Raw genomic sequence first — 24452 nt, 5'->3', positions numbered from 1 at the left:
AAGTCATCTATCCAAAGACAGAAAAAGATTAAAATAAATATACTCATCTTACTATTCTGTTTCATTTAATCCTTCATAAGAAGGAAGCATCAAATTTGAGTTCTATCTAAAATGAGGGCATAACTTGATGTAAATAGAAAGGGAAGGACTCCTATGTTACTTTACAAAATTGAAGATTTTAATCCCAACTACCGCGAAGCTGCTTTTAATGGCGAAGATATCAAAGGTCTGGATATCTATGCTGGAAATACAGAGGAGAAGATTGGCTCTATCGATACCGCGCTAGTGGATGAGACAGGACGTTTCCGATATTTTGTTGTTGACACGGGTTTCTGGATCTTTGGCAAGAAGGTATTAGTTCCAGTTGCTCTTTGTCGAGTTGAGGTTGATGCAGAGCGCATCTATGCGACGGGTTTGAGGAATAAAGACCAAGCAGAAAGACTACCCAGGTATGAGGATGGGATGGTAGTTGATTACGATTATGAAGAACAAGTGCGGGGTGTTTATCGTACTCTAACTGTAGAAGGGTCTGCACCTGTAGAAGCATCATTGCCTTTAGAAACCTCATTGCCTGTACAAGAATCTGCACCAGTTTCTATGCCGCGTTCTGTCTCTAACCAAGCTAGCGCTGCTGGTTATGACCGCAACACCTACACTTACGAACAAGAGCCTCACTTGTATCAGATGAACGAGCGCGAGCATCACAAATTCCGACTCTACGAAGAACGACTGGTTGCAGAAAAAAGCCGTCACAAAGCTGGCGAGGTAGCAATTGGCAAGCGAGTTGAAACCGAAACGGCACGAGTTTCAGTTCCAACAGAAAAAGAGCGAGTTGTAATTGAGAGTGTAACTCCAGGAAAGGCAGGTGCGCCAGTAAATCGGGATACTCCCTTCAAGCAGGAAAAGGTGATGCGTATGGAAGTTTACGAAGAAACTGCTGATATCAAAAAAGAAGCTTTCGTGCGCGAAGAAGTTAACATCAGGAAAGAAGTTGAAACGGAGATTGTTGAGGCAACGGAAACACTGCGTCGCGAAGAGTTGGACGTGAAGAGAGAAGGGCGTTAGAGTGCGAATGAATTGAACAAGGGTTTGTAGTTGCGCTGTCTTCGCCCACATGAGCGTTGAAGCGCAAATACGAACTTAAAAAATCACTAGCCATGCAAACAAAGGAGAAGATTTATCCTATCTAATTGCTGGCGTTTGTCGCTAATAAGTGCAGCCTTCCTAGCTTTCTCGTTTAGCATCGCTGCGATTTGATGCAGCCGTTATTACCAGTATTATAGCGGCACCCACAGTCTACGCCTGCTAAAAGTGCTCCCCCAACAACAGTAACAACTGCAACTGCACCTTGTGGGAGATCGGCATCAGAAGTTGTCAAATCCTATTATAAAGATGCCGACAAAATTCCTAAAGATGTGGTTGATGAAGTGGCAGCAGCGACAAAAGCAAATATCCCGGTCAACTATCCAGACCCCAGAGTTGTTAATCCAACCGAGTTGCTCAGTCGGGGGAGTGCTACGGCGCTAATTCATCAAGCTTTGGTTTATCTAGGTCAGAGCGAACCACTCTCTAATAATGAGGAAGCTACAAAATACCTTCCTGCTAGTGCTGCTAAAAAGCATAATTGATTTTTAAAGCAGTATCAATCCTAAAAGCGATCGCATTTACATACTGATTTTCATCGTTGAGCGATCGCCTTGTTTTATTCTTCTAACGTCTCCTGTGAGCCATCCGTGGATTCGGGATATTGCTATTGGTTTAGGATATCCTCGATCGCTATTTCTTTTAGCCCAACTTAGATAACAACAGCGGTAGTGCATCGAATCAAGCAAAGCATAAAAATTCAGTGGAGGCGGTTAGCACGATCGAGCGTGCGGTCGGTTCTGTTGCTCGCGCTCTTAATTGCCATAACGATAACGTGTATTACCCCGAATTCCGCAGGCGCGCAAGACGAACGGGTAACAGTGCGTTTAGATGGTCGAGCAGTGTTTCGGGTGAGTGCGGTAGAAAACGTAGATGCAACCGCACGTGCGCGGCAGATTGAGCGGCGCATGAGCCGACTGTTGGAGAATCCTACGGCGATCGCACCTCCCCGCATTGAACCGACTCAAGATAGCGATCAGCGGGTGATTACGATTGCTGGAGTCCCTGTTGTCACCGTAACTAAAGCAGACGCTCAGGATAATTTGACAACGGTTGATACGCTGGCAACTCAGTGGTCAGAGGCGATTACTACCGCCCTAACGCGAGCCAGTCAGCGCCGTCTTTCCCCTTCGGAACGCTTTGTGGCAGAGGTGCAATCCTCGGTGCAAACCGGATTTGGACGACTGGGTGAATCTGCGATCGCGATTATTCCCCGCGCGCTAGCTGCATTACTGGTGATTGGAGTATTTTGGGCGATCGCGGCTTTGGTGCGCTGGTTGATGCGCGTGATTTTCCGTCACATTGTAGAAGACTTAACGGTAGAAAACCTAATCAAACAAGTCGCCTACTATGTTGTCTGGAGTCTGGGTTTTATTGTGGCCCTGGATGCCTTTGGGTTCGATCCGCAGGCAGTTGCCACCGGATTGGGTTTAACGGGTCTTGCTCTCGGCTTTGCTTTAAAAGATATCCTTTCTAACTTTATCAGCGGCATTTTAATTCTGGTATTGCGTCCTTTTGAACTTGGGGATCAAATTGTTGTCGGGGAAACTGAAGGCAATGTCGAGCGGATCGAATTGCGCGCAACCCAACTCCGTACTTATGATGGTCGAGTGGTATTGGTTCCCAATGCGGAATTGTTCACCTCGCGCATTACCAACAACACCGCCGCCCCGATTCGTCGCAGCAGCGTGACTCTGTTTATCGGCTACGATAGCGATTTGCAAACAGCGGTAACTGTGATGACAGAGGCAGCGCAAGCTACGGAAGCCGTGCTCAACGATCCGCCAGTTTCCGTGCGAATTCGAGATTTGGGACAGGATGACATCTTGGTTGAGGTGCGGTTTTGGACGGACTCGCGGCGTACTGACTTTGTGGCGACAACCTCCGCCGTGAGAGGGGCAATCGTTCTTGCCTTCAAAGATGCTGGCATCGGCTTGCCCGATCCTGATGTGCGAATACTGATGCCGCGCCATCCCGATAAGTGGCGAACCGCATTGGGTTTCGGAGATAGCGATCGGACTCAGGATTCTGACAATGCTAGTGGGTAAGTCATATCGATTCCGGTTGCACCGTCCGTGATTGTTGACTGTTGACTGTTGACTGTTGACTATTAGTCAAAAAACTGAAAATAGCGCGCTATATTTGTTGGCAGCTTGATTCGACTTTACGCCCGACGATGAAGCGCGGATTTGATATCATTCCCGCGCCGCCGGAATTGATATCAGTAGCATCATAATTACGAATCAACTTTTTGTCAGCGCTGGCACTACTTTTTCGCCAAACACCTCAATAAACTGCTCTTGTTCTCGGTTAACGTTGTGCAAAATTAGTTCATCAAAGCCCAATTCAATATCTTTTTGCAACCACTCAATATGCTGCTCTTGGTCGGCCGAGATGCGGACGTGTTGATATAACTCCTCTGGTTGCACAAACTCCCCGGCGGCATCAAATTGATCGGGTGTTATCAGTTCTGTCAAGATTTTGCTTTTGAAGATGTTACTACGCCATTGATCATGAGCGCCTTGTAGTGCTTTCTCTGCATTACTGTCATAGGAAAGCTGCACTTTCAAAATCATTGGTTTTCCTTCTCCGCCACCGCGACGAAACGCATCGACGACTTTTTTTAACTTTTCAGGTGGGCGAGAAGTAGTAATTAATCCATCTGCCCAACTGCCCAACCATTCTGCGGTTTCTGGGGTAACTGCCGCGCCGATAATTAATGGGAGAATTTCCGGGCGGGTATAGAGTTTTGCATCTTCTACGCACACTAAACCGCGATGGGTAACGGTTTCTCCTGCCCAAAGGGCGCGGATAATATCGACACATTCTTTGAGGCGCGCGTTGCGATCGCTCTTAGTAGGCCACTTATCCCCAGTAATATGTTCGTTCAACGCTTGACCGCTACCAACCGTAAGCCAAAAACGATTTGGAAACATTTCTGCTAAAGTTGCTGCAGCTTGGGCAATAATAGCCGGATGATACCGCTGTCCGGGAGCGCAAACAACCCGATAGGAAAGCCTCGGCGTTGCTTGCATTGCTGCACCCAACCAAGACCAAGCAAAACCACTTTGTCCTTGCGCTTCACTCCAAGGATGAAAGTGATCGGAAGAAAGGGCATGGGTAAAGCCAGCTTGTTCGGCCATTTGGACATATTTCAGCAGTTCGCTGGGCTTAAACTGTTCATGGGAAGCATGATAACCAATTTTTGCCATAAGTTTTTAGGAGTTTTGAGTTGAGTAGGGGCGGTGCTTCCGTGCCCGCCCTGAGTTTTGAGTTAAAATCTCCCGACTTAAAAGTAGGTGACTTTATCAAAACGCCTTGTAAAAGTTATGAGTTTTGAGTTAGATAAGTAAAAAAAATCTTGTACTCAAAATTCATAACTTTCTGCATAACGGGCAAGCTTATGAACTGAAAATTCGCCGATAGCGAGCTTCAATTACCGAGTAGATGCCATAGGCAATTAAACCCAAAGGTACTAGAGCCAAAATCACTGGACTAAAAGGCTGTTGTGCCACAATTCCCAACACCTCGCCCAATCCTTTCGTTTGACTGGCATCCGATAGCCTTGCTGCTTGAATTAAGAAAAAACCGATTATAACGAAAACAACTCCACGGGCAGCAATTCCGAATCGACCCAACCGTGTCGCCCAAGTTTGCTCGGTTTGGCTCATTTCATCGAGCTTGAAATGGCGACGAAATTTGGCTTTATATGCTTGGTAGAAATAAGAAAAACCTACACCAATAACAATTGATCCCGCCAATCCTACCAGCCATTGTCCAAACGGTTGCGCTAAAACTTGGGCGGTCAAATCTTCGGTTGTATCGCTATTACCACCGCCCGAACCCATTATCAGTTTTACAGCCGTTAAAGCCAAACCTGCGTAAGCTAAAGCACTTAAGGCGTAGCCAATGCGTTGGGCAATTCGCTTGGCATCCATTTTCTGTCCTTGGTGTTCTGGGTCGAGAATTGTCTGAACGATACGCAAAAGGGCATAACCAATAATGCCAATCGTTACAAGAAATAGCAGAAATTTACCGAAGGGTTGGTTAACAATTTCTGATAATGCACCGCTAGTATCGGTTGTCCTGCCACCCGTACTAAAGACTGCTTGTGCTGCTAAAAAACCGACAATAAAGTAAACTAAGCCTTTGGAAGCATATCCCAATCTTGCCAGTCGCTCAAACCAGGGATGAGAAGCTGCCTGTCCAATTGAGTCTTTAATGCTGTCGGTGGGTGAGTTGTCCCGTTTCATATTTTTTGACAATTTAGTTGTTAACGACTGCTGGCATAGATAGATGGTGAATTCCTTTCCTGTTAACTGAGTTTTTAAACAAATAATTTATCTTATTATCTATTAATTTAATAATTAGCTTGTTTAGAGATTTTTGTCATCTGTCTTGAGCGGGAGTGTCATCGGTTGATTGATTGATAAATTTCACATAAATTGGGCTTGACAAATATAGCTTTATGGGTTATTTACTGGCTCTGATGGAGCAGTCTGCCAGCGGTCTAGTATATCTTTGATTAAAACTTCTTTAACCCAAATTTGAATAACAATTAGAATTGGTAGTGCTAAAAATAATCCCAAAAAACCAAAGAAAAATCCGAATGCTGTCACGATAACTAAGGTGTAAGCGGGAAGCAGAGATACCTGCTTTTTCATAATGATAGGTGTGACCAAGTTGCCTTCAATTTGTTGAATTAGGAAATAAAGCAACAACACCGCGCCTGCTTTTGCAGGCGAATCTAATAAAGCCAGCAGCAGCGGTGGAATTACGCTTAAAATTGCGCCCATATAGGGAATCAAGGCTAATATGAATGCCAGAAGCCCGTTCACAAAAGGCAGTGGAACTTGCAAAACAAACAAACCAATAATGCTCGTAATACCAATAAAACTCATGCTTAATGCAACGCCGGCCAACCAACCCATTAAACCCTCTTCGCATTTTGAGAGAATTTCATCGGCTCGCTGACGGTAAAAAGCCGGAAAAAGGCTGATAATTGCGTGGCGGTATGGCATCGGATTTACCAGAAGCATGCTTGTCAAAACGGTAATTAATAAGGTATTGAGAATCAAGCTTAGATAGTTGGAAAACAACTGATAAATATGCGAACTTGTCCACCGAAAAAGCGTTTGAATTTCTTGGGTTAAATCGTCAATACTGGGAAGGTAATCAAAAATTTGTCCCGGTAATCTTGCTTGCAACCAATAGAACCCAACTCGCAGTTGTTCTATTCCTAGCGGGACGAGTTGGGACAACTCTTGAAATTGATTGCTCAGGCGCGTTACGATGAGAGTTACCAAGACAGCGCTCGCTGTGACTAGAATCGCAACTGCTAAGGCGATCGCCACTCCCCGCTTCGCACCCGACTGCTGCAATCTTCGCACTAAACGGTTGAGAGCGATCGCTAAAATTACGGCGGTAAAAAACAGTAAAACAATCGTTCTAATTTTCCACAAAATATAGAGCGAGGTTACCAAAGCCAAAAAACCGATCCACTTTCCTAAACTCACAACAAAAGCCTCTCTATTCACCAACACTTAACTCTAGCAGGGATATTTTTTTGGCTAAACTTTCTACAGCGAGAGTGAGCGATCGCATCAATTCCGAATCCTCACTGTATTCTGCTGAAGCCAAATTCATCAGCCGCTGACTTTGGCTAATTTCTATTTCCTGACTCCAATCTTGTGCGGTACTATCTTTATAGACCCCAAAATCCCGCAGATTGAACGGAATGCCGGAGCCACTTGCATGATATTCTGCCAACGTAAAACTCACAGCAGGTATTGGCCAATTGCAAATGAGGGTAGGCGCCAAGCCAAAAAAACTCCTGCTAGTCCCAAAAAAACGGCAATTTCCACCACGAATGCGATCGCACTCAGGCTTGACTAGGTTCTCAAGTTTGAGAGAGGACTTTTCCTTCCCAATTACAGCGAGCGAACCAGCTAGAATCATCCACAATCGCGTTCGTGGTTTAATTTTTGAATTGGTCAGGTTTTCTTGTACTCAAGGAATTAATTTTGTACAAAGATACCTCCTAAGACTGCCACTCTTACATTTTCACCCTACACCTCTGTATGGCAAAGATTGTGCAAAATTAAAGCAAATAGCCAAATATCTTACTTAAGATATATTGCTTTTACATTCAATTTTAAAATCACCAAACTTAAGATAGATGTTGCACAACTATTTTTTCTCTACAGACACTTTTTAGACAAACCCAAAGCTCATTCTCAGGTTAGGCGCGTCGCTATTGTTTAGTTTGTATCCTGAGAACTACGAAGTTGATATAATTTAACAAGAGCGAGATGACACAAAAAGGCGATCGAGCAAGCGAAGCAATAGAATTGCTGGGTCAACAAAAGTTGGAACTAAGCGATCGCGATCGTGAAGAGATCATCGAGCGCATCCGTCCCACTGCCTTAATCATTCACGAAACGATTAGGATTGAGGGTGAAAGTGAGTTGTTGCGTCCAGTTTCAGCCCTAGCTTGGTCTGGATTAGCCGCAGGACTATCTATGGGATTTTCCCTGGTGGCTCAAGGTGTACTCCAAGCAAATTTACCCCAGCAATCTTGGAGTTCCATCATTGTCAGCCTTGGGTACAGTATCGGCTTTGTCATTGTGGTGATGGGGCGTCAGCAATTGTTCACTGAAAATACCCTGACTGTCATTCTGCCTTTGTTAAGCGATCGCAGACGCAAAGTTTTTATGCGAGTGCTGCGATTATGGGGAATCGTGTTAGCCAGCAATTTGTTAGGTGCATTCATATTTGCCTCAATAGTTGCACAGGTTGGAGTCTTCCCGCCTGAAATTCAAACAGCGTTTGGCGAAATAGGTTTAAGAGTTATCAAGGGAGGATTTGGGATAACTTTATTGCGGGCAATCTTTGCTGGTTGGTTAATTGCTTTAATGGTCTGGCTTCTCCCCGCCGCTGAGTCTTCCCAACTGTGGGTAATTGTTATCATCACTTCCCTGGTTGGGCTAGGTGAATTTCCTCATATTATTGCCGGATCGGTGGAAGTTTTCTATGCAGTGGCAATTAAAGCTGTTTCCTGGCAAGAATATTTTGGCAAATTCATGATACCTACCCTAATTGGTAATATTTTAGGCGGAGTTACCTTAGTCGCTGCCTTAAACCATGCCCAAGTTGCTCAAGAAGACCTCTAGAAATTGAATTCAAATAAACCACATAAAGGGCATGGAAAACCCCGATTTATCTAAGAAGTCGGGGATGTGTGAGCTTAAGATAGAAGGAGAGTGATGATGACTACAAACTGGCGTGGCTATCGAGTTGCAGGTTGGGTAGGACAGGCGTTATTAACAATAGCAGTAATAGCTGCTCTGAGTCAAGGAAAATGGCAAAATGCCTTGTGGTTAGCCTTATTCTTAGTAGCATCCCTGGCGTTTGTGGTGATAGACACTCACTTGCCAACGCTTTTTGATTTCCTGTTTGTGCTTGCTGCCTTACTCAACGCCGGAGGCTGGGTTTGGGGACTGTTTTACCAACCGGGACTTTATGATGAAATTGTTCATGCTTTCACGACTTTTGCCGTGACTTTAGCATTGAGTTTTTTAGCATACAGTTCAATGCTGACTATTTTTAGCAACCACAAACTGCTGTACTTGCTAACAACAACCAGTTTTGGGATTGCGATTGGTGCTTTGTGGGAAGTTGCCGAGTGGACTGCTGGTATTGTTCTCTCAACCGAAGTGATTGAGAGCCTGGATGATACGATTATTGATTTGATTATGGATAGTTTGGGAGCTGCGATAGCTGCCCTAACTAGCTTATGGACGTTGCAAGAATGGATGGGCCCCAGTGCGGCTGTTGGGAATCAAGCATCTATCGTCAATAGTCCGAGCGATCGCACTTAACTCGCAAATTCATCATTTTTTCTTCAAACATCTTTCATCAGATAGATATTTTCTTATTGCCTCCGACAGATGGCAAGGTTGGGCTAGTTAGATTAAATAGAGATAGAAGCAAGATTTTGAAATGGTGAACAGAGACAAGAGACGTTTTGCCTAAGTCGATTTTTGAGACTCTAAATTCCCATTGTCGCAAGAAGTTGATTGTTCAGAACGGGAGGATTTTAGGAAAATCAAATCAACCACAACGACAGTTGCTGTGTTGAGTTCAACCTTTTATTTACCGGAAATTGCCTGATTCGGTTCCCACACATCAGGCATCCTGCTTGCCCTTAACTGACTTTTCAGGAAAACTCTAATAGCTAACCACAAGGCGATCGCTTGCGACAGGAAGACAAGCAGAACCTATTTCTTACCTAGTTTATTTTGATGCTCAATTCAGCAATAAGGTGTATATAATGAATCAACCAGAATCCTTGCCGCAACCGCTGACCCAAAGCGAATTTGTCGCAACTTTTCGCTTGTTTAGTAGATTTAGCTTCTGGATACAGTTATTCTTGGGTGCTGTTTCCGGCATTGTTTTATTATTTGCTATGTTGGGTCGCAACATGAGCGACCAAACCAATAATGCAGGTATTGGTTTCGGGGTATTTTTAGCGGTTGTTGGTCTTTTATTGCTGTGCTTTAGAATATTTTGGGATTTTCGCTATAGGCTGTTAGGCAGACTTTTGCACGCCGAAAATTCCCAGGTATATCCCAGCAAAGAACATATTACTCACACCTTACGGATTGGATTAGTTTCTAGTTTGGTGGGGGTATTAATCGCCTTTGTTGCTTCTGAAGAAACAGTTGCTTTAGTCCTCGCAAAAACTCTTAGTCAGCCCCAAGCGATGACAGCTTATTCGCCAGAAAATGTGATTCGTTCCCTAGATATTTTTGTGACGATGGCAAACGTCAATCTGATTGGCGCTCACTTTTTTGGAGCTGTTACTTCTCTTGGATTACTCAATTGGGTAGAAGAGTAATTGGCAGCATTGGCGATCGCTAAAGGGAAACACAGCTCCTATGTCGTCAGGACTGACAAAGGCTGACCGATTTAACTAATGTTTATGCTGCTGCACTGTCTTGGCGAAAGAGAGCGAAGGCAGTGCAGCTACAAGCTAAACAACTCGGCTATTTGGATGAACATCGAATCGGAAATTGGTAGCGATCGCTCCTGCTAATGGTAGTCAGCCGGATCGACCGTTTTTTAATTGAAAAAACGTAATTTATTTATTATCTTGATAGATATTTCATCTACCTTTATATTGAGAGATGTATTTTTAATTGGGACAAACAGGACTTAGGCTCCTATTCCGAAAAATGAGCTATACCAGTGGCATTCAGCTTCCTAAATAGCCCTGTGACCTGATTTCTGAACACAGCCAAGTTACACAGTTTCTCTATGAGGAAATTTACTGCAATGAAAGACCTCTGGTATAAAAACGCAATTGTCTACTCCCTTGATGTTGAAACATTCATGGACTCTGACGGCGATGGTGTCGGCGACTTTCAGGGACTGATCAACCGCCTAGACTATTTATCCGCGTTAGGAATTACTTGTTTGTGGTTGCTGCCGTTTTATCCTTCCCCTAACCGGGACAATGGTTATGACGTGATGGATTACTACAACATTGATCCGAGACTGGGAACCCTGGGAGATTTTGTCGAGTTCATGCACCAAGCAAGGGAACGAGGAATTCGCGTGCTGATCGATCTGGTAGTAAATCATACGTCCAATCAGCATCCTTGGTTTGTTGCATCCAAAAGCGATAAAAACTCCAAGTATCGCAATTACTACGTGTGGTCAGAAAATCCACCCAAAACTGATCCAGAGTTGCTGGTGTTTCCCGATGCCGAGGACAGTATTTGGGAGTACGACGAACAAGCAAACGCTTACTATTTGCATCACTTTTATAAAGAACAGCCAGATTTGAATATTGGCAATCCGGCGGTACGAGAAGAAATCTGCAAAATTATGGGTTTCTGGCTAGAACTGGGCGTGTCTGGATTTCGCATTGATGCTGTTCCCTTTTTAATTAAAGGAATTGGCATCGAAGGTGCGGATCCCGAAAAGCTGCGAGGTTTCTTGGAAGAAATGAGAGAGTTTGTGTCATCGCGTCAGGGTGATGCAGTGTTGCTGGCCGAAGCAAATGTCGATCGCGATCAAATTCCTGTCTACTTTGCTAAGGGCGACAGAATGCACATCCTGTTCAACTTTTTGCTGAACCAGCATCTGTTTTTGGCCCTGGCGCGTCAAGAATCTACAGCATTGCGCGAGGGACTAAAAACCTTACCGGATATTCCTAATATTTGTCAGTGGCTTAATTTTGTGCGCCATCATGATGAACTGACGCTAGACCGCATTACTTCATCGGAACGAGAGGAAATTTTTGCAGCATTTGCCCCTGAGAAAACTATGCAAATTTTCGGGCGGGGGATTCGTCGTCGCTTACCACCGATGATGGGAGGCGATCGTCGCCGGGTTGAACTGGTCTACAGTTTGCTTTTCACCCTGCCTGGTACACCCATGCTGCGCTATGGCGAAGAAATTGGCATGGGGGATGACCTTTCGCTGGAAGGTCGAGACAGCGTTCGCACGGTGATGCAATGGTCAGATGCAGCGAATGGTGGCTTCTCGACGGCTGCAAGTGATGCCCTGGCCCGACCTGCGATCGCCAACGGAGAATACGGTTACAAACAAGTCAATGTCGTCGCAGCGCAGCGCGATCCTGCCTCATTAATTAACTGGATGGAACGTGCAATCAGCATCCGCAAGCAATGTCCTGAGTTGGGTAGGGGCAAGTGGCACATTCTCGAAACCGACTCTCCCTCGGTGTTAGCCCACTGCTGCGACTGGCAAGGCAGGACGGTGATTGCTGTCCACAATCTAGCCGACAAACCTTGTACCGCTACGCTCAAATCTAACGAATACAGCCATCTGTGCGATTTATTTGGCGATCGGCTGTATGAATCTCTCGATGCCGACTCGCCATCTATTCCCTTAGAACCCTACGGCTATCGCTGGTTTCGAGCCAATCGAATCCAGGGGTAAAAAAGTTAATGTTGATGGTAGAACTAGCGACGTGGACTGTTAGGAATGTACTTAGCAGCTTCCTTGTCGGGAAGCGGTTCTATCTGACCTTGATTGACCAAAGCTTGATGAATTAGGGCAGTAGCACTACCCCGACTGAGCAACTCGTTCGGATTAAGAACTCTGGGATCTGGATAGTTGACCACTATCTTTGCCTTTGTCGCTGCTGCCACTGGCTCAACCGCATATTTAGGAAGTTTCTCGGCATCTTTATAGTACGACTTGAGAAAATTTAATGCCGAATTTTTAGCAGGCGCAGTTGCAGCTTTTGTCGTTGTTGGTGGAACAGCCTTAGCCGGTTTAGATGCGGGCGCAGCCGCAGGCTGCAGCCTTGCCACTACAGGTAATAACGGCTGCATCAAAACAGTCGCTGCGAAGGGAAATGCCAAACGGTTCCTAGCAATTCGACGTTTATTTACTGGAGTTTGCTTTGCTGGAGTTGCAGCAGCTTGATCAGTTTTGACAACAGCGGGATTGTAATCCATATTTAAACCCCTCATTAACACAACTAATGCTTGTGCTTTAGTCAAGGGCTGCTTCGGACGAAACTCCTTTCCGGGAAAATCATTCATAAATCCCGCTTCATAAGCTTCTTGAATCGGAGTTTCTGCCCAGTAGTTTTTAGGCACATCCTTAAAGTAACTTCCACTCGGTATCTTTCTAATGCTGGCTCGATTAAAAGCTTGGCGGATCATCGCCGAAAATTCATCCCGATCCACCGCCTGGTTTGGTCTAAAAGTTCCGTTTACATATCCGGTAACAATGTCTTTTTCAGCTAAGGACTGAATAAACGGACGCGCCCAGTAATTCTGCGGTACATCAGGAAATTTTGATTTAGCTTGTTGAGCAGCAACTTGCTGGGAACTTAGCACAAAACCAGTGCCACTGACACTAACGGCTAAAGCTAAAAAGGCTACGCTGATTGACGGTAAATGCCTGCGATTAGACATGATAAATATCCTCCTGATTTTTGCATTTTTAACGACTCTATTTGGCTGAGTTAAAGCGGATTACGTTGTTTTATATCCGATTCCCATTCGGTTTTTACAACATCTAACTCTTCGCGACGTACTGTGTCTGTTTTCTCAACCGTATCTTGATCAACTTCTTTTCTGATTTGCACTTCCTCGCGCACGAACGCTTGCTTTTTGATATTGACACTTTCTTCGTAGATTTCAAAATGTGCCATTTCTTCTTGCTTGAAGGCGGTATCTGGAGTTACTCGACTCCCTGCATATTCTGGAGTAGTGTGCTCAATCACAACTCGCTCTTTTTCTACAGGAATTTCCAGTTGTACCGTTTTGGTTTCAACTTGTTTGCCAATTATTACCTCGCCTGTTTTGCGACGGGTTTTATCTGCAACTAATCGTTCTTCGTACAGTTTGAGTTTTTGATTATCCTGTTCGTTCATTTGATACAATTCAGGCTCTCTATCGTAAGTATAGGTATCCCTGTCATAAGCAGGATTACTAGATTGAGGCGAGACAGAATGCGTTCTCGAAACGGGAACAGGTCCTTCTAAAGGTAATGATGCTTCTACTGGTACAGATGCTTCTACTGTTGAAGTCCTATAAATACCCCGCACTTGTTCTTCATAATCGTAATCAACTGCCGTCCCATGCTCATACCTGGGTAGTTTTTCCACTTGGTCTTTACTCTGCAAACCTGTAGCGTAAACGCGCCGCCCCTTAAAATCAACGCGACAAAGAGCGATGGGAAGTAAAACTTTTTTGCCAAAAATCCAAGAACCAGTCTCTACCACAAAATAGCGGAAACGTCCTGTCTCATCTACCAGCACAGTATCGATCGTGCCAATTTTATCATCGGTATTTCCGGCATACACATCCAGCCCTTTGATATCGTCCTCATCAAAAGCTGCTTCGCGGTAGTTGGGATTAAAATCCTCAATTTTGTAAAGTAACATTGTTGTTTCCTGTACTATCTACATCCACTTGTGTACCTACTTTAGATAGATATCAGTTCTAATACTTCCTTCTTATGAATGATTCAGCAAATTGAAAATCATCAAGATAGCGATATTTATTTATATTTTTCTATCTTTAGGTAGATGAATTTAGCCGTCCTGTACTAAATGTAAGAAATTTATCTACTCATTCTTAGGTTGGGTGGAGCCAACCTACAACGTTTCTGCCACCAACTCTCACAAGGATTTATTAGGTTTTATTATCACCTTAACTAGGGGATATCCTACAAAATTAAGGGCATCTCTAAACGAGCTGCTGGTTTTTTTTTAAAGGAGATTTCGCTTTTATGAGCGAAATTACTACTTGTGATATTTAAAATTTTTAACTTAAAAATATTATGCCCATCGGTAGATATTCTGGTAATGATGATTAAGTAAAATTAAATTACCTTCAAGAAAAAAAATGACCACGTAACGCAGGGGTTAATCTTTTATGACTTATCCAGATCGATCGGGCAGTGACCTCACTGATCCTACAATCGTCAATCCGCTGGTGGATTACCACGACCAAGTGAGGTGGGGGCCAATTCTGGCAGGAATTGCGATCGCTCTGGGCACTCAACTAATTTTAAGCGCTTTGGCAATGGCGATCGGATTAAGCGCCGGTGCAACAGGGGCGGATGCAGGTTCCGTTGGTTTTGGGGTCGTAATTTGGTCGATTATCAGTTTGCTGATTTCCCTATTTTTAGGCGGTTGGGTGATGGCTCAAAGCTGCGGCCCTATGACCAAGAAAACAGCACTTTTGAATGCAGCAATTCTTTGGGGAGCTACATTAACACTTAGTTCTTGGTTATTAGCAAGCGGGATATCGGGTGCTGTTGGCGCTGCCGCGGCTAATGCTGGAGAAATTGCCAATCAAGTACAACAACAGGGCGGCGTTAATATACCGAATCAAGCGCCGAATGTAGATTCAAATCAAGTTCGCGATATAGCTGGTAATACAGCTAAAGCTGCTTGGTCATTTCTAGTTGGCTCTTTGCTGGGTTTGGCAGCGGCAATGAGTGGTGGTGCTGTTGGCGCTCGCAAACCTCGCGTTTATGCTTGATTAGCGATGATAAAACCAGAAAATTCAACAAGCACAGCAGCGAGTCGAATGATTTTATACCACTGTGATGATGATTCATCCTTTCTTGGAGAAGATGAACGAGCTAAAAACCTTTTCTAAGGTTTTGGCATAGAGATTTAAAAGGAGATAAAGCGATGCAAGAGCAGAGGATCTGGCCAAAATATACAAGGTTAACAAGTTCGATATTGTTAACGGCAACCGTTTTAGTTGCTCCCTCGTTCGCCGCTGATACAAATAAAACACAGATTCAAGGTGAATCTTTACTAGCGCAAGTACCGGATAGCTGTCGCCAGGTTATTGCGAGGAATGGTCTTAATGTTCGGCGACAACCAACGGCTAACAGCGAAGCGATTGGCCTCATAAATTCCGCGCGAAATGTGACGATTCAAAGTCTTGGTGAGAATGGCTGGATACCAATTACAGCCCCCATACAAGGTTACGTATATGGTGGTTTTCTCGGAGCGTGTGAAGTCGCAACTCCCCCGCCTCCTACTAACTGCCGCCAAGTTGCAGCCCAAACAGGAATTAATGTGCATCAAGCACCTTCCACTGATGGGGAAAGCGTTGGAGTCGTCGCGAATGGACGAAGAGTGACGATTGAAGGTGTAGGAACGGATGGTTGGGTGCCGATTACAGTGCCTCTGAGAGGCTACGTCCAAGCAGAAAACCTGGCGTATTGTAGTTAATTGAAAAAACAGTGATGGATCACCAATCAAGCCCAAAAAAAGAAACTAATTCACAGCAAAAACCTGGTTTGTTAAATTTCATTGCCGAGACAACAGAATCTGCACTGAATACAGGCAAAGCGGTTGTTGACACAGCATTTAATCTGGGGGAAGCTGCGGCTAAACAAACTTATCGATTGATTGGAAAAGCGACGCAAGGAACCGGAGATGCGGTAACTTATGTTGGCAATCTTCCCTTTGTTAAACAAGTGGCAGGGGTACTCAGGCTTGATTGGTTAGTTGGGGTCAGCGATCGCATCGACTTAGCCAAAGCCGAAGCTCAAGTCAAGGAACTCCAACAAAAGTATCCCAATGAAGATCCCAGCGAAATTGCTCATCGCATTATGGTGGAAAAAGCGCTCCACGCCGGTGGTGTCGGATTTGCTAGCAGCATTTTACCCGGTGTCGCGGCTGCACTGCTGGCGATCGATTTAGCCGCGACTACTGCGATTCAAACCGAAATGGTTTATGAAATTGCCGCCGCTTATGGGATGGATTTGCAACAGCCAGCCCGAAAAGGGGAGGTTTTGGCAATTTTTGGGTTAGCGCTAGGCGGTAGCAACGCAATGAGAGCTGGTTTGGGCTTTTTACGCAACGTACCGCTGGCTGGCGCGATGATTGGTGCGAGTACGAATGCTACGATGCTGTACGCGCTGGGATATGCGGCGCGCCAGTTTTACGAAGCCAAACTGAGGGAAGATACTGCAGAACCTGGAACCGAAACGCTGCAAGCGATCCAGCAACAAAGCGAGAAATATCTCGATGTGGCGATCGCGCAGCAAGCAGGGATGGATCAAATTATGGTTCACATGATTTTGGCTAGTTATCCCAACAAAAACTGGGAAGATATTCTGCCAGAATTGAAGGCATTCCAATTAAATGCCGATTCTCTCAAAAGGATTGCTGCTAACATCAAGTCCCCCAAACCATTGGGTGCATTGTTAGAGCAACTTAACCCCGACTTTGCAGTACCGCTATTAGCTCAATGCCGTCGCATTGCCGAAAGTCGCGGAGAGGTTTCCGAAGCAGAACAGAGGGTGCTGGATGCGATCGCAGAAAAACTCAACGGTCAAGATGTGGCTTCGATATCCACTTGAAAAAAATTGTTGGTGTGTTAGCTTTCTGCGTAACGCACTATCCCCAATATTTACAGTAATCTACAGCCTTAAGATAGAGTTTGACAGGGCGAATTTTAACACTATCAATAACGACTGATGCAAGAGGAAGTTGTATGACAGCAGAAATATCCGGAGTCTGGGACAAGATTGAGAGCATGATCAATGGCTTCATTGTCCTGCTGCCTAATATGATACTAGCGTTAGTTGTTTTCGGAATCTTTTTCTTTGTTGGGAGGTCAATTAAGAGAGCGGTCAGGCGGCTTACCCGCAACCACCGCCAATCCCGGAATTTGGGACTGGTGTTGGGAAGGTTAGCGCAGGGTATTACTGTTCTGGTTGGTCTGTTTATTGCCTTGTCGATTATAATTCCCACATTTAAAGCAGGCGATTTGGTGCAACTGCTGGGAATTAGCGGGGTAGCGATTGGTTTTGCCTTTCGCGATATCTTACAAAACTTCCTAGCTGGTATCCTAATTCTTTTGACGGAACCGTTCCAAATCGATGACCAGATTGTGTTTAAAAACTTTGAGGGAACCGTAGAAAATATTGAAACTCGCGCTACAACAATCCGAACCTATGATGGTCGCCGGATTGTAGTTCCCAATGCGGAATTGTTCATTAATTCTGTTACTGTGAATACCGCCTTTGATAAACGCCGGATGGAATACGACGTTGGTATCGGCTACGGCGATGATATTCACCGAGCCAAGCAGTTAATGATGGAAGCCCTGCAGAGTGTGGATGAGGTTTTGAATGACCCTGCTCCTGACGTGCTGCTGATGGAACTTGCAGGAAGTAGCGTCAATATCCGCGCTCGATGGTGGATTGCTCCGCCACGACGAATGGACGATCTGCGATCGCGGGACAAGGTACTTTCTGCGATTAAGGAAAAGCTGACTGCCAATGGCATCGACTTGCCCTTTCCTACGCAGCAAATTTTATTTCACGATCAAACCGAAGAGACGGATGGCGATCGCAAACGTCAACGGGAAGGATGGCCCGCTGGTAATGGCGAAGTTCCCAAACCCCGCAGCATCAGCGGTTCTCTGCGACAACTAATTGAACAGCGATCGCAACAAGACGGCAACGGACAATCTTAACCCCACCCCAACTCATGAAAAATGTCAAATTAAGCAAACTTTGGGACTCGCTGCACTCTAGCTACTGGTTTATCCCAACGTTGATGGCGGTGGCGTCGATGATTTTAGCGATCGCAATGCTGACACTTGACCGCACGGGTAATACACCAAACTGGAGGTGGATTTACACGGGTGGAGCCGATGGTGCGCGATCAGTTCTTTCATCGGTTGCCAGTTCAATGGTCAGCGTTGTTGCTACAGCTTTTTCCATTACTATTGTGGCGCTTCAGTTGGCGAGTTCAAATTTTGGTCCCCGATTGCTGCGTAATTTTATGCAGGATACGGGCAATCAAATCGTGCTTGGCACTTTCATTGGCACGTTTATTTACTGTTTACTCGTACTGCGAACCATTCATGGAGAAGGAGAAGGATACAGTCTCTTTGTACCCCAACTCTCGGTTACAGTTGGTACCGGATTGGCAATTGCCAGTATCGGCGTACTGATTTACTTTATCCATCACGCATCAACCATTATTCAAGCGTCCCATGTAATTACTCAGGTTAGTGGGGATTTAGACAAAGCTCTAGAGCGTCTGTTTCCCCAAAAAATTGGAGAAGGTAAGGCGAAAAACTCGCGACAGATGGTAGAAATTCCTGCAAATTTTGACTCGGAAGCAAGTTCAATCAAAGCGACTGGCGAGGGTTATTTACAAGCAATCGATGACGACGAATTAATGAAAATTTCCCGTCATTACAATCTGCTTGTACGTCTTACAACTCGACCGGGAAAGTTTATCGTCAATGGCAGCGATTTAGCGAGGGTTTTCCCGGAAAAACAGGTGAATCAAAGCTTGAACCAACAGATTAACGATGCTTTTATTCTGGGCAAAGAACGGACTGAATATCAAGATGTAGAATTTCCAATCGATCAATTAGTTGAAATTGCCTTGCGTGCGATTTCTCCTGCTGTCAACGATCCGTTTACTGCGATTCGGTGTATCGATCGACTCAGCGCCGGATTATCCCGCCTCGCTCAAAGGGATTTTCCCTCGCCCTATCGCTACGACGATGAACATAATTTGCGCGTCATTGTTGAAGGAGTGACATTTGAAGGGTTAATTGATGCTGCCTTTAACCAAATTCGCCAGTACAGTAAATCAGATGTGGCGGTAACAATTCGCTTATTGGAAGCTATAGCTTGCATCGCCACTTACACCCGCAATTCCAAACAACGAAAAGCTTTACGCCGTCAGGCGGAGATGATTTTAAATACTAGCCGCGAACAAATCTCTCAGGAGCAAGACCAGAAAGATGTCCAAGAGAAGTATTACCAAGTCATTAAAGCTTTAGGAGATGATTAATTTGGTTGAGCAGAATTATGGTAATAGCAGCAGCTTTGCGATCGGCTCCTAATACTTTAGCTTTAACCGCGCTGATTGCCATTGGTTTAGCGCTGACACATTTATTTTCCGGCAAGTTGCGGTTTGCTCCTATTCCTCGCAGTGGTTGGCTTTCAGCAGCAAGTGGGGTTTCGGTAGCTTATGTTTTTGTGCATATTTTACCGGAATTAAATCTGCACCAAGTGGTATTAGAGCAAGTAGAAGCAGGAGTTATTTCCTATCTAGAACACCACGTTTATTTAATAGCTTTGTTAGGATTGACTGTATTTTACGGCCTGGAGCAAATGGCAAATTTATCTCGTCAGCGTGGCGAAGAGGATGTGACCAGTCTTGGTGTTTTTTGGTTGCACATTGCCTCTTTTTCAATTTACAACGCTCTGATTGGCTATCTGCTGGTGCATCGGGAACAACCGGGCATTACCAATCTGCTGTTGTTTTCTTGTGCAATGGCACTGCACTTTGCAGTGAACGACTCTGGTTTGCGGGAACACCACAAGCATATTTATGACCGCATCGGGCGCTGGATACTAGCAGCAGCTATTATTGTGGGGTGGGTGTTGGGTAGCGCTACGGAAATTGGAAAAACTGCGATCGCAGTTTTATTTGCTTTTTTAGCCGGAGGAATTGTTCTCAACGTCCTCAAAGAAGAATTGCCAGAAGAACGAGAAAGTCGGTTTTGGGCATTTGCTCTTGGTGCTGGAATTTACACCGCTCTTTTATTGGCTTTGTAAAGGAATCAAAGGAAGCCAAAACATTCGAGCTTAAAACCATTAGAAGGAGCCAATCGTTCTTTCCGACGCCGTTTAAAATTACCGGGATAATTTTTCCTAGCACTGCTACCAACTGCGACGGTATTAACAGTCTTAACTTTAAAAGGTAAAGCTCTGCTCATAGTTTAAATGCTTAAAAGTTTACATCTAATGACAGACTTTTTACTCCCTCATATAAATGTTTAGTTACTAAGACTACCCATTTATCAGTTTTGGTGATTTCACGCCATATATTGTCGGCCAACTATTGCAGTTAAAGAGCCACTTTTTCGCCATTACCTGAGTCATCTATGATTAGGGTAAACCCCGTTTTTTGGGATTTGTGGGTAAAAACATCGTCTCTCGCGACGACACCATTTATCCAAGCATGGGGGCATGGCGGTGGGAGCTGTTTCCTTTATGAGAGTTTTTCGACGTGGAAGCGCCAACTACACTACAATGGATTTTACCATAAAAGGGACTAATTTTTGGTTTAAGTCCTTATAATCAACATTAAAAGCCGCAGCCTGTCAAGAGGTGTTGGAAAATTTATGTGTGTCAACTTAGGGCATATCCTGCATGAAAGGTACGAAATTCTCGCTTTGTTGGGAGAGGGAGGGTTTGCTAGAACCTACACGGCTGTACAAATAAACCAACCTAATAATCCTCTGTGCGTTGTTAAGGAAATTCCTTTTCCCCCATCGAACGATCCGCGCGTCTTGGAGAGGGCAAGGAACCGATTTGAAAGGGAGGCTAGCGCTTTGCGCCGTCTCGGCAACAACTCGCGCATTCCCGAATTATTCGATAGCTTTGAAGAAAACGATTATTTTTACTTAGTGCAAGAATACGTTAAAGGACATCGGCTTAGTCAAGAACTCACTGCGGGCGATCGGTGGAATGAGAAAAAAACCGTTGCTTTTTTGCGGGAAGTTCTGGAAATATTAAAGTCCGTCCACCAAGAAAATATTATTCACCGCGATATTACACCTTCTAACTTAATTCGGCGCAAAACAGATAAAAAAATTGTTTTAATTGATTTTGGGGCGGTCAAAGAAATAGGCACTTTTACCTCTAACTCTACTGGTGAAATATTCAGCTCGCAGGCGATCGGCACCAGGGGTTATATGCCTGCTGAACAACACGATACGCGGTCTCTCCCGCAACCCTACAATGATATTTATGCAGTAGGAATCATCGCGATTCAAGCCCTCACCGGGCGGCGTCCCACCTATCTGCCGCAAGACCCCGAAACTGGTGAAATTGTCTGGGATTATTTAATATCTGAACCTGTTAGCGACAAGCTCAAAAATATTTTAACCAAGATGGTGCGTTTCCACTTTCAAGACCGCTACCAATCTGTGCATGAAGTTTTACAAGACTTAGATTTGTCGATCGTCGCACGGCCCGAGTTACGCAAAACTTCGCGGAAGTTGCGATCGCGCTTTCGCTGGCTGCTGTTCGGCTTTGCGGGAATTGCGGCTTTTGGGGCGATCGTACTTTTAATCCCCAGAATTTCCCCGCTAATCCCCAGAATTTCCCCGCAACCAATGCTGGCTACACCCTCCGCAGATGGTGTAAGTTCCGGCGAAAAACTCCTAGTGCAAACCTCCGCCCTGTGGTCAAAACAAAGAGGAATCAATGAGTTTGGCGACTCAAATTATCCCGAAGCTTTAAAATTGCTCAAACAGTCCTGGCGGGAAGACCGCAGAGATCCAGAAACTTTAATTTACATCAACAATGCCCTGCTGAAGGCAATAAATGCAGAATATTACACGATCGCAATTGTTGTTCCCATCCGCAGAAATCTGGACGGCAGCATCCTCAACGCAAATTTAGCCGAAGAACTGCTGCGCGGCATTGCTCAAGCACAAACAGAAGTTAATTTAGGTCTCATCCAACCCAATGACAGCAGCAATAAAGATTTTCCCGGTCAAGGATTTCTCCAACCAAAAGCTATTAGAAAAAAAGGTCTCAAAGTCATCATTGCTGATGACGGAAATCTCAAACCCTACGCCGTTCAGAGGGCTAATTCACTGGTCGCCCAGCCCGATATTTTAGCAGTCATCGGACACTACACCAGCGACATGACTGTGGAAACAGTCGATATTTACAATCAAAATCAACTAATCGCCATTTCTCCGGGAAGCACCACAGAAGAACTGACGCGAAAACCTCGAAAATTTTTCTTTAGGACGGCTCCGACAACTAGCATAGAAGCTGAATCTTTGGCAAATCAACTGCTTTTGGTTGGTGAGAAAAAAGTCGCAGTATTTTACAATCCCAACAGTCCATTCAGCGCTTCTTTGTGGGAAGAATTCAAAAAGCAATTTGAAGCAAAAGGAGGCTCGACTTTTAGAATAAGTAATTATTACGACTTATCTAAAAATAATTTTAACGCCGAAGCAGCCATCCAAAAAGTTGAGACAGCCGGAAAAACAGCATTACTTCTCATTCCCGACGGTCAAGTCACTAATTCCCTGGAAAATGCGATCGAAATGATTAAAGCTAACGGCGATCGCAATTGGATTGTCGGGCCCTGGACTCTGTACGAGCCGAGAACGCTAGAAGTAGCAAAACAGCTAAAGTCTATTGAAAAACTGGGAATATCCCTGTTTTGGCATCCGCTAGCAAGCTTTGACAAAAAATTTCCTGTCAACGCGGAAAAATTGTGGGGAGGCCCGGTGAATACTCGATCGGCCTTAACCTACGACGCCGCCCGGACGCTGATTAAAGCCCTAGAAATGCAGCCGGAACCCAGCCGTGAAGGAATGCAAAAAACCTTAGCAGATCCAAACTTTAAAGCCGAAGGAGCCACGGGTATAATTGAGTTTGACTTGAAGACTGGAAATCGGAAAAACCCTCCTAAACGAGTAGCGCATATTGTACCCTGTTCTACAGCAATATATGGCGTTACCTTTGTGCCGAACGAATTTCCCACAGCCGCAGATGCAGGTTTAAAGTGTGATTGAATTGATATCTTGTGGCATTTTCCACAAACCTTTTAAGGGGGGGCAGGATGCCCAACCCCTACTTCCCACAAGAAAATTTACTCTTTGTGGAACAGGCCGGAAAGCCTGTTGTTAAGAATGATGCCATAAGTGCGCGTAAATTGATATCTTGTGGGATTCTCAATAAACCTGTAGAGGCGAGTTTTACCAACTATAAATGGCCTAAAATCAATAATCTCATAAACCCGCCCCCACCGGACGATAAAATCCTGGATAGAGAATTGTGCTAGATGTGCGAGTGAATTGATATCTTGTGCCGAACGCAACAATCCGCCAGATGTTTCAATCCTACAGCCGACTATTGCCACAGGTGCAACATATCAATTTATTAGATATATTAAACAAAGCTAGTTTTTTCTATAATAACGTTTATGGCTGTCAATTTCGCTACCTCCCCCGCTTCTAGTCTCAAACCAGAAGCCCAGAATATCTCAGCACTCAAACAAGTCTTTCAGACAATTGAGGCCGATAGCTGTCCGGGTTCCTATAATTTTCATATGCACACAGTCTACTCCGACGGGCGATTGCAGCCAGAGAAATTGATGGAACAAGCCATAGCCGGAGGTCTCAAAGGCTTAGCTATCACCGACCACCACAGCACCCAAGGCTACGTTAAAGCTCAAATTTGGCTGGATAATTGGAAATTAAACCATCCCGACCAAAATAGCGAAGCACCTAGTCTCTGGACAGGCGCTGAAATTAATGCCGAATTGCTCAACAATGAGGTACACATTCTCGGTTACGCCTTCGATCCGCAACATCCCAGTCTCAAACCCTACCTACGAGGTAAAAGTACAGAAGGCACTTATTGTTATTCCGCAGCCAGGGTAATTGAAGCTATTCATGAAGCAGGAGGTTTAGCAGTTCTCGCACATCCTTGCAGGTATCGATTGACTGCAGATAAACTAATCCCAGAAGCAGCCAGTTTCGGCATCGACGGTGTAGAAACCTACTATGCTTACGCTAATCCCAATCCTTGGAAACCCAGTCCCATACAGACTGCTTTAGTCAAAGATTTAGCAGAAACTTATGGTTTGCTGGGAACTTGTGGCACGGACTCTCACGGTCTGAGTCTTCTAGTCCGAATCTAGATAGTTCGGAAATAAGAAGTGCTTTATCCTGTCATTACCAGTCTAAGCGTTAGCGGATATATCTCTTATGAAAGCAATCACA

Annotated in this window: 21 protein-coding genes and 1 pseudogene; 15 read left to right on the top strand and 7 right to left on the bottom strand. The window is 44.8% G+C overall.

The annotated features are described in order from the left end of the window. Positions 1-153 precede the first annotated feature (153 nt). From QUA70_RS05035 to QUA70_RS05025, 3 genes are all read left to right on the top strand, one after another. On the top strand, positions 154-1065 hold the full coding sequence (locus QUA70_RS05035; RefSeq protein ID WP_333330786.1) for a DUF2382 domain-containing protein: 912 nt from the start codon (positions 154-156) through the stop codon (positions 1063-1065). Positions 1066-1415: 350 nt separating this feature from the next. Continuing rightward, positions 1416-1628 carry a hypothetical protein gene (locus QUA70_RS05030; RefSeq protein WP_333330784.1) on the top strand — a complete coding sequence of 71 codons (213 nt, stop codon included), beginning with the start codon at positions 1416-1418 and terminating at the stop codon, positions 1626-1628. A gap of 336 nt (positions 1629-1964) precedes the next feature. Then, positions 1965-3191 carry a mechanosensitive ion channel family protein gene (locus QUA70_RS05025; RefSeq protein ID WP_333345343.1) on the top strand — a complete coding sequence of 409 codons (1227 nt, stop codon included), beginning with the start codon at positions 1965-1967 and terminating at the stop codon, positions 3189-3191. A gap of 195 nt (positions 3192-3386) precedes the next feature. Here the strand turns inward: QUA70_RS05025 and QUA70_RS05020 are convergent, their stop codons facing one another. The 4 genes from QUA70_RS05020 to QUA70_RS05005 all read right to left on the bottom strand — a co-directional run bounded on the left by QUA70_RS05020 (position 3387) and on the right by QUA70_RS05005 (position 7101). Beyond that, positions 3387-4355 (bottom strand): TIGR03885 family FMN-dependent LLM class oxidoreductase, encoded by a 969-nt coding sequence (locus tag QUA70_RS05020; RefSeq protein WP_333345341.1) that lies wholly within the window; start codon positions 4353-4355, stop codon positions 3387-3389. Positions 4356-4544: 189 nt separating this feature from the next. Further along, positions 4545-5396 carry a DUF1206 domain-containing protein gene (locus QUA70_RS05015; protein WP_333345339.1) on the bottom strand — a complete coding sequence of 284 codons (852 nt, stop codon included), beginning with the start codon at positions 5394-5396 and terminating at the stop codon, positions 4545-4547. A gap of 213 nt (positions 5397-5609) precedes the next feature. Continuing rightward, positions 5610-6659, bottom strand: a complete 1050-nt coding sequence (locus tag QUA70_RS05010; RefSeq protein WP_333345338.1) for an AI-2E family transporter — start codon at positions 6657-6659, stop codon at positions 5610-5612. A 13-nt stretch (positions 6660-6672) separates the two neighbouring features. Next, positions 6673-7101 carry a hypothetical protein gene (locus QUA70_RS05005; RefSeq protein WP_333345336.1) on the bottom strand — a complete coding sequence of 143 codons (429 nt, stop codon included), beginning with the start codon at positions 7099-7101 and terminating at the stop codon, positions 6673-6675. A gap of 353 nt (positions 7102-7454) precedes the next feature. Here QUA70_RS05005 and QUA70_RS05000 point away from each other — a divergent pair, with 353 nt between their 5' ends. The 4 genes from QUA70_RS05000 (at position 7455) to QUA70_RS04985 (ending at position 12111) form a co-directional block, all read left to right on the top strand. After that, positions 7455-8315, top strand: a complete 861-nt coding sequence (locus tag QUA70_RS05000; RefSeq protein WP_333327771.1) for a formate/nitrite transporter family protein — start codon at positions 7455-7457, stop codon at positions 8313-8315. A 93-nt stretch (positions 8316-8408) separates the two neighbouring features. Further along, complete coding sequence (locus QUA70_RS04995) at positions 8409-9023, top strand: hypothetical protein (RefSeq protein ID WP_333345335.1); 615 nt, start codon at positions 8409-8411, stop codon at positions 9021-9023. A 452-nt stretch (positions 9024-9475) separates the two neighbouring features. Then, positions 9476-10042: a DUF3611 family protein gene (locus QUA70_RS04990; protein WP_333327765.1), complete on the top strand. Its 567-nt coding sequence runs from the start codon at positions 9476-9478 to the stop codon at positions 10040-10042. 437 nt (positions 10043-10479) lie between these two features. Then, positions 10480-12111, top strand: coding sequence for an alpha-amylase family protein (locus tag QUA70_RS04985; protein ID WP_333345333.1), 1632 nt, complete (start codon positions 10480-10482; stop codon positions 12109-12111). Positions 12112-12134: 23 nt separating this feature from the next. Here QUA70_RS04985 and QUA70_RS04980 read toward each other — a convergent pair whose 3' ends face one another. Next, on the bottom strand, positions 12135-13100 hold the full coding sequence (locus QUA70_RS04980; protein WP_333345331.1) for an S-layer homology domain-containing protein: 966 nt from the start codon (positions 13098-13100) through the stop codon (positions 12135-12137). Between the two features lie 50 nt (positions 13101-13150). Further along, complete coding sequence (locus QUA70_RS04975; RefSeq protein ID WP_333345330.1) at positions 13151-14074, bottom strand: DUF2382 domain-containing protein; 924 nt, start codon at positions 14072-14074, stop codon at positions 13151-13153. A gap of 493 nt (positions 14075-14567) precedes the next feature. Between QUA70_RS04975 and QUA70_RS04970 the strand changes: the two genes are divergently transcribed. The 6 genes from QUA70_RS04970 to QUA70_RS04945 all read left to right on the top strand — a co-directional run bounded on the left by QUA70_RS04970 (position 14568) and on the right by QUA70_RS04945 (position 20253). After that, positions 14568-15179 carry a hypothetical protein gene (locus tag QUA70_RS04970; RefSeq protein ID WP_333345328.1) on the top strand — a complete coding sequence of 204 codons (612 nt, stop codon included), beginning with the start codon at positions 14568-14570 and terminating at the stop codon, positions 15177-15179. A 155-nt stretch (positions 15180-15334) separates the two neighbouring features. Then, entirely contained in the window at positions 15335-15886 is a 552-nt protein-coding gene (locus tag QUA70_RS04965; protein WP_333345327.1) for an SH3 domain-containing protein, read from the top strand. A gap of 14 nt (positions 15887-15900) precedes the next feature. Next, the gene (locus QUA70_RS04960) at positions 15901-17022 is read left to right on the top strand and encodes an EcsC family protein (RefSeq protein WP_333345324.1); all 1122 of its coding nucleotides are present in this window, start codon (positions 15901-15903) and stop codon (positions 17020-17022) included. A 134-nt stretch (positions 17023-17156) separates the two neighbouring features. Continuing rightward, positions 17157-18143 (top strand): mechanosensitive ion channel family protein, encoded by a 987-nt coding sequence (locus tag QUA70_RS04955; protein WP_333345322.1) that lies wholly within the window; start codon positions 17157-17159, stop codon positions 18141-18143. A gap of 14 nt (positions 18144-18157) precedes the next feature. Beyond that, positions 18158-19483, top strand: coding sequence for a DUF2254 family protein (locus QUA70_RS04950; RefSeq protein WP_333345320.1), 1326 nt, complete (start codon positions 18158-18160; stop codon positions 19481-19483). Positions 19484-19500: 17 nt separating this feature from the next. Beyond that, positions 19501-20253, top strand: coding sequence for a hypothetical protein (locus QUA70_RS04945; RefSeq protein WP_333345318.1), 753 nt, complete (start codon positions 19501-19503; stop codon positions 20251-20253). 181 nt (positions 20254-20434) lie between these two features. Here the strand turns inward: QUA70_RS04945 and QUA70_RS04940 are convergent. Next, a pseudogene (locus QUA70_RS04940) lies at positions 20435-20693 on the bottom strand (IS701 family transposase); the annotation flags it as partial. 129 nt (positions 20694-20822) lie between these two features. Between QUA70_RS04940 and QUA70_RS04935 the strand changes: the two are divergent. Together QUA70_RS04935 and QUA70_RS04930 are read left to right on the top strand one after the other, a co-directional pair. After that, the gene (locus QUA70_RS04935; protein WP_333327737.1) at positions 20823-23240 is read left to right on the top strand and encodes a bifunctional serine/threonine-protein kinase/ABC transporter substrate-binding protein; all 2418 of its coding nucleotides are present in this window, start codon (positions 20823-20825) and stop codon (positions 23238-23240) included. A gap of 410 nt (positions 23241-23650) precedes the next feature. Next, entirely contained in the window at positions 23651-24370 is a 720-nt protein-coding gene (locus tag QUA70_RS04930) for a PHP domain-containing protein (protein ID WP_333327734.1), read from the top strand. Positions 24371-24452: the final 82 nt, after the last annotated feature.

Origin of the sequence: Microcoleus sp. LAD1_D5 (genome assembly GCF_036702115.1) — a bacterium.
GTDB lineage: Bacteria > Cyanobacteriota > Cyanobacteriia > Cyanobacteriales > Microcoleaceae > Microcoleus.
The sequence above is the reverse complement of the archived record's forward strand: the minus strand, read 5'-3'. Positions and strand labels throughout refer to the sequence as shown.

Excerpts from the sequence above, each read along its gene's own strand:
- QUA70_RS05020 (WP_333345341.1), bottom strand. The coding sequence starts at position 4,355 with ATGGCAAAAATTGGTTATCATGCTTCCCATGAACAGTTTAAGCCCAGC.
- QUA70_RS04935 (WP_333327737.1), top strand. The coding sequence starts at position 20,823 with ATGTGTGTCAACTTAGGGCATATCCTGCATGAAAGGTACGAAATTCTC.
- QUA70_RS04930 (WP_333327734.1), top strand. The coding sequence starts at position 23,651 with ATGGCTGTCAATTTCGCTACCTCCCCCGCTTCTAGTCTCAAACCAGAA.
- QUA70_RS05000 (WP_333327771.1), top strand. The coding sequence starts at position 7,455 with ATGACACAAAAAGGCGATCGAGCAAGCGAAGCAATAGAATTGCTGGGT.
- QUA70_RS05005 (WP_333345336.1), bottom strand. The coding sequence starts at position 7,101 with ATGATTCTAGCTGGTTCGCTCGCTGTAATTGGGAAGGAAAAGTCCTCT.
- QUA70_RS05015 (WP_333345339.1), bottom strand. The coding sequence starts at position 5,396 with ATGAAACGGGACAACTCACCCACCGACAGCATTAAAGACTCAATTGGA.
- QUA70_RS04985 (WP_333345333.1), top strand. The coding sequence starts at position 10,480 with ATGAAAGACCTCTGGTATAAAAACGCAATTGTCTACTCCCTTGATGTT.
- QUA70_RS04950 (WP_333345320.1), top strand. The coding sequence starts at position 18,158 with ATGAAAAATGTCAAATTAAGCAAACTTTGGGACTCGCTGCACTCTAGC.
- QUA70_RS04965 (WP_333345327.1), top strand. The coding sequence starts at position 15,335 with ATGCAAGAGCAGAGGATCTGGCCAAAATATACAAGGTTAACAAGTTCG.
- QUA70_RS04960 (WP_333345324.1), top strand. The coding sequence starts at position 15,901 with ATGGATCACCAATCAAGCCCAAAAAAAGAAACTAATTCACAGCAAAAA.
- QUA70_RS04945 (WP_333345318.1), top strand. The coding sequence starts at position 19,501 with ATGGTAATAGCAGCAGCTTTGCGATCGGCTCCTAATACTTTAGCTTTA.
- QUA70_RS04975 (WP_333345330.1), bottom strand. The coding sequence starts at position 14,074 with ATGTTACTTTACAAAATTGAGGATTTTAATCCCAACTACCGCGAAGCA.
- QUA70_RS04955 (WP_333345322.1), top strand. The coding sequence starts at position 17,157 with ATGACAGCAGAAATATCCGGAGTCTGGGACAAGATTGAGAGCATGATC.
- QUA70_RS04990 (WP_333327765.1), top strand. The coding sequence starts at position 9,476 with ATGAATCAACCAGAATCCTTGCCGCAACCGCTGACCCAAAGCGAATTT.
- QUA70_RS04980 (WP_333345331.1), bottom strand. The coding sequence starts at position 13,100 with ATGTCTAATCGCAGGCATTTACCGTCAATCAGCGTAGCCTTTTTAGCT.
- QUA70_RS04995 (WP_333345335.1), top strand. The coding sequence starts at position 8,409 with ATGATGACTACAAACTGGCGTGGCTATCGAGTTGCAGGTTGGGTAGGA.
- QUA70_RS05035 (WP_333330786.1), top strand. The coding sequence starts at position 154 with ATGTTACTTTACAAAATTGAAGATTTTAATCCCAACTACCGCGAAGCT.
- QUA70_RS04970 (WP_333345328.1), top strand. The coding sequence starts at position 14,568 with ATGACTTATCCAGATCGATCGGGCAGTGACCTCACTGATCCTACAATC.